The sequence below is a fragment of the Pyxidicoccus fallax genome, from assembly GCF_012933655.1.
GTDB lineage: Bacteria > Myxococcota > Myxococcia > Myxococcales > Myxococcaceae > Myxococcus > Myxococcus fallax.
The window spans coordinates 1-5,151 of the sequence record NZ_JABBJJ010000549.1 but is presented as its reverse complement, the minus strand read 5'-3'; the positions used below and the strand labels follow the sequence as shown (position 1 = coordinate 5,151).

The 5,151-nt window shown below is 76.0% G+C and carries 2 protein-coding genes; one reads left to right on the top strand and one right to left on the bottom strand.

Features of this window, described 5'->3' with window-relative positions:
* A partial coding sequence (locus tag HG543_RS51265) for a serine/threonine-protein kinase (protein ID WP_246357904.1) occupies positions 1–3,910 on the top strand: 3,910 nt, incomplete at its 5' end.
* Positions 3,911–3,934: 24 nt separating this feature from the next.
* On the opposite strand, the gene HG543_RS51260 is transcribed toward HG543_RS51265, so the two are convergent.
* On the bottom strand, positions 3,935–5,151 hold a 1,217-nt coding region (locus HG543_RS51260; protein ID WP_169352292.1), incomplete at its 5' end, for an OPT/YSL family transporter.

The following is a 5,151-nucleotide window of genomic DNA, read 5'->3' as shown; positions in this document are numbered from 1 at the left end:
GCCCGCCATCCCGGGCTACCAGGTGGAGAAGGTGCTGGCGCACGGTGGCTTCGGCGTGCTGCTGGGCGCGTGGCGCGCCTCGGACGGGAAGCGGACGGCCATCAAGGTGGCGCGCAGCGGCAACGTGCTGGGCCGCGCGCAGCTCGTCCGTGAGTCCGAGGCGCTGCGGCTGCTGGGCCCGCCCACCGTGCCCACCCTGTACGAGGCCGGCACGCTGCCCGGCGGCGCGCGCTTCCTCGCCATGGAGCACGTGGCGCTGCCCACGCTGGCCGAGCGCCTGGCGCGCGTCAGCGGCCCGCTGCCCACGGACGAATTGGCCGCGCGGGCCCTGGCGGTGGTGGACACGGTGGCCCGGGTGCACGAGCACGGGCTCGCCCACTGCGACCTGAAGCCGGAGCACCTCTTCCTGGACGAGGTCGCCGGCCGCGTGCGCGTCTTCGACTTCGGCCTGGTGCGCGGCACCTCGCTGGAGAACGTGTCCCTGCCCGAGGGAGCCACCCCCAGCGACGCCTCCGACTTCGCCGGCACCGCGGAGTACATGGCGCCCGAGCAGTGCGCGGGCAACTCGGACGTGGACGCGCGCACGGACGTGTACGCGCTGGGTGTCCTCCTCTACGAGATGCTCACCGGCCGGCCGCCCTTCTTCGGCGCCACGCCGGACGTGCTCCAGGCCCACCTGTCCCTGCGGCCCCCGCCGCCCTCCGACTTCGCGCCCGTCCCGCCCGCGCTGGAGGAGGTGGTGCTGCGCTGCCTCGCCAAGGAGCGCGCCCGCCGCCCCGAGGACGCCGCCGCGCTGGGCACCCTGCTGCGCGCCGCCTTCGAGACGGCGCACCGCCCGAGCGAGCACGCCGCGCCCCGGCCCGTGGCTCCCGGCGAGCCCCGCCCCGCGCAGGTGCGCCGCTCCGTCGCCATCCTCTTCCTCACCTCGCGCGCCAACCCCGTCTCCCTCCAGAAGGCCCTGGCCTCCTATGGCGGCCACATGGCCTTCGCGGACGGGCCGCGCATCGCCGCCGTGTTCGACCCGGACGTGGGAGAGAACCCGGTGCGCCGCGCCATGCGCGCCGCCGAGGGGCTGGCCGACCGAGGGCTCGTCCCCGGCGCGCTGGTGGACGTGTCCGCCGTCACCGTGCAGCGCCGCCCCACCGGGGCCCCGCGCTACCTGGGCGCCATCCTCTCGCGCGAGGACCACTACCCCACCGGGCCGGACGCGCATGGGCTCCTGCTCTCTCCCGCCGCCGCGGAGGCCGTGCCGGAGGTGCCGTGCATGGAGGTGCCGGGCCTGCGCGGCCTGTTGCGCCCCGCGCCGCCGGGGGCCGCGCCCAGGCCGGACATCACCGTGCTCCAGCTGGGCAGCGAGGTGCTGGTGGGCCGCGAGGCGGAGCTGGCCTCGCTGCTGGAGAGCGCGCGCTCCGCGGTGGGCGAGGCCTCGCCCACGCTGGTGACGGTGATGGGCGAGCGGGGCCACGGCAAGAGCCACCTCGCGGCCACGCTGGCCCGCCGGCTCCAGGCACAGCTGCCACACGCGCGGGTGTACGCCACGCGCTCGCGCGAGCCGGTGCAGGGCGATCCGGACGGCACGCTGCGCACGCTCTTGCGCTGCGCCTTGAGCGCCTTCGAGCGCGACGACACGGACACCGAGGAGCAGGGCCACGCGGCCATGCAGCACCGGCTGGGCCCCACGCTGGGCACGGAGCTGTGGCCGGGCGTGGCCGCCACGCTGGGCTGGTACGCGCCCGGCGGGCCGGAGCTGCAGAGCTGGGCCGCGGCCCCGGGCGCGCTGCGCTCGCTGGCCATGCGCGCCGCCGGAGAGCTGCTGGCCGCCAACGCCCGCGAGCGCCCGCTGTGCCTCATCATCGACGACGCGCACTTCGCCGAGGAGACGGCGCTGGACGCGCTGGAGTACGCCTGCCTCGCCGAGGCCAGCGTGCCCTTGTGGGTGTGCGTGCTGGCGCGGCCCGGCTTCGAGAAGAGCCGTCCCATGTGGGGCGCGCGCGCGGCCCGGCAGGCCACGCTGTCGCTGCCCGCGCTGCCGGTGGACCAGGCGCAGCAGCTGTGCCGCATGCTGCTCAAGCCGGTGGAGAACGTGCCCGCGCAGGCGGTGGAGCGCATCGTCGAGCGCGCCCAGCACGTGCCCCTCTACGTGGTGGAGCTGGTGCGCGGCCTCAAGCGCCAGGGGCTGGTGCGCCAGCGCGCGCCCGGCGGCAGCTGGTACCTCGTCACCGACGGGCTGGAGAAGGTGCCGGAGCTGCGGCTCGTGGAGTGGCTGGCGGACCGCGAACTGGGCGCGCTGCCTCCGTCGCTGGCCGCGCACGCGCGGCTGTGCGCCCTGCTGGGCACGGACTTCACCGCCGCCACCGCCGAGGGCGTGGTGCGCGAATTGGAGCGCGACGGCGCCGCGGGCGGCTTCCCGCTGGACGCGGGCCACGCCACGAAGCGGCTGTTGGACTCCGGCCTGCTGGTGTCCCACCGACTGGAGGGCCTGAGCTTCCGCAACGAGCTGCTCCGTCAGGCGGTGGCCGCCACCCTGCCCGCCGCCGAGCGCCAGCGCATCCACGCCGCCGCGTACCGCTACTACCTGGGCCCCGCGGGCGCCAGCGAGCGCCAGCGCCTGCCCCGCCTGTCACTGCATGCCGCCACCGCCGGGCTGCGCGACGAGGCCGCGGCGCTCGCCATCGACCTGGCCGAGTCCGCGCGTGGACGCCACGCCTTCCTCGACGCGGAGGCCATGTACACCCGCGCGCTGGAGCTGCTGGACGCGTCGGACGAGCTGCGCTGCCTGACGGCGCTGCGAGGCCGGGGGCTGATGCGCATCCGCATCGGCCGGTATGACGACTCGCTGGCGGACTTCGCCGCCGCGCGCGAGCGGGCCCGCCGCCTGGGAGATTCGCGCACCGAGGTGGAGCTGCTGCTGGACGAGGCCATGGCGCTGGACTGGACCAACGACTACGCACGCAGCGAGGCCCGCGCGCTGGAGGCCCAGGCCCTGGCGGCCCAGGTGGAGTCCCCCTACGTGCAGGCCCGGCTGCTGCTGGCGCTGGGCCGCGCGCAGTTCCGCAAGGGCGAGTGGCAGGAGGCGCGCATGCCGCTGGAGGCCGCCGCCGAGCGCGCCCGCCGCCTGGGCGACGCGGGGTACGAGACGCAGGTGGTGGCGCAGCTGCTGCTCGCCGTCATCCTCCCCAACCTGGGCGACATCGACGAGACGGACCGCGTGCTGTCGGAGGTCATCGACGCGTGCACCGAGCGCGGCGACCGCTTCCACCTGGGCAGCGCCATCAACAACCGCCGCAACCTCTGGGTGGCGCGCAAGGACCTGGCCAACGCGCTGAAGGACCAGGAGCGCTTCATGCACCTGGGCCGCGAGCTGGGCATGGTGGGCTGGGAGTACTTCGCCGAGCACAACCTGGGCGAGCTGCACTACCAGGCGGGCGACGTGGAGGCGGCCACACCGCACATCGCCCGGGCCATCGCCCTGGAGCGCCGACACCCGGAGGTGGCGCCGCGTCCGTGGGCGCTGCTGCTGCAAGCGCGGGCCATGGCGTGGACGGGCCGGCATGCGCGCGCGCGGGAGCTGCTGGCGCAGGTGCGGCAGGTGCTGGCGGACGGCCCGCACGGCGTGGACCTGAGCCCCTCGGAGGAGGTGCTCTTCGCCATGGTGGAGCTGGCCACGCGCGATGCGTCCGCGGAGGCGTGGCGGGCGCTGCGCGAGCGCTCCTCGCAGGTGTCCGTGGAGCAGGAGCCCCTGGAGGTGCTGGAGATGATGGGGCTGGCGGCGCTGCGCCGAGGCGACTTCGGCGAGGCCGCGCGCGTGCTCCAGGAGGCGCTGGAGCGCGCCCTCCACGTGCCCAACCTCATGGAGGGCCGCATCCGCCGCTCGCTGGAGCGCGTGAAGGACCTCACTCCCGCGGCATGAGCCCGGGAGGAGCGGAGCGCGGACTCACCCCTGCATGAGCCCCAGGGTGATGAGCGCGGCGATGAGCACGCCGGTGAGGGACTCTCCGGCGATGGCGGCCGCGCCCAGGGAGGTGACCTCGCGGTCCGCGGCCTCCGGCCACCGGCGCCGCGCCACCGCCACCACCACGGCGCCCAGGCAGATGGACACCGAGAAGAAGGCCGGGAGGATGAAGCCGATGCCCATGGCCACCGGCAGGGGCAGCCACTTCGCCGCCGCGCCCCGCGAGGCCAGCGTCAGCAGCACGCCCACTCCGGCCGCCACGCCCGCGGCCAGCGCCGCGTGGGGCGGCAGCCCGTCGAAGCCGCGCACCGCCAGCTCCGCCACCGCGCGGAACTGATGGGCGAAGGGCGCGGGCAGCGCTTCCGAGCCCAGGCCATACGCCGTGGACAGGAAGAGGTACGCCGGCACGGCCACCACCGCGCCCGCCAGCACACCCACCAACTGCGCGGCGAGCTGCCGGCGCGGCGTGGCCCCCAGCAGGTGCCCCGCCTTGAGCGACCACATGCTGACGCCCGTCTGCGCCGCCGCGCCGGACACCACCGCGCCCGCCGCCACGTTGGGGCCCATCGCCCCGGGCAGGAGCGCGCCGAAGATGACCTGCGTCAGCTGCCCCGTCTGCGACACGGGCGACACATCCGCCTGCCCCGCGCCCCGCGCGCACACCACGCACAGGGGCAGCACCAGCACCAGCGCCAGCAGCATGTACGGCACGCTCAGCCCGAAGAGGGTGGCACCCAGCACCACCGCCAGCGCGCACGCCGCCAGCCCCGCGCCCCAGGCCCAGCGGGGCAGCCCCTCGCCCCGGCGCAGGGTGCCCAAATCCCTCGCGGCCTTGAGGAAGTCTCGCGCCTGCGCCAGCAGGGACGCCATGGACGAGCCCACCAGCAGCCCCACGGCCGGCCAGGTGAGCCAGCCCTGCATGTCCCCCTGGTAGCCCGCCGCCTTCAGCAGGCCCGAGCCCTCGAGCCAGGTCCCGAGCACGCCCCACCCCACCACCGCGCCGGCCAGCATGCTCAGCCCCAGGCGCAGCCCCATCATCATCCCGATGGCCAGCAGCATGGGGCTCCAGCCGATGCCCCACGTCAGGCTCGCGGCCGGCACGCCGCCCAGCGTCCCCGGCAGCGCCGTCATCCCCGGCAGCCACTTGAAGCCGTCTCGCAGCGCGGTGACGACCACGCCCACCCCGGCCGCCCCCGCCA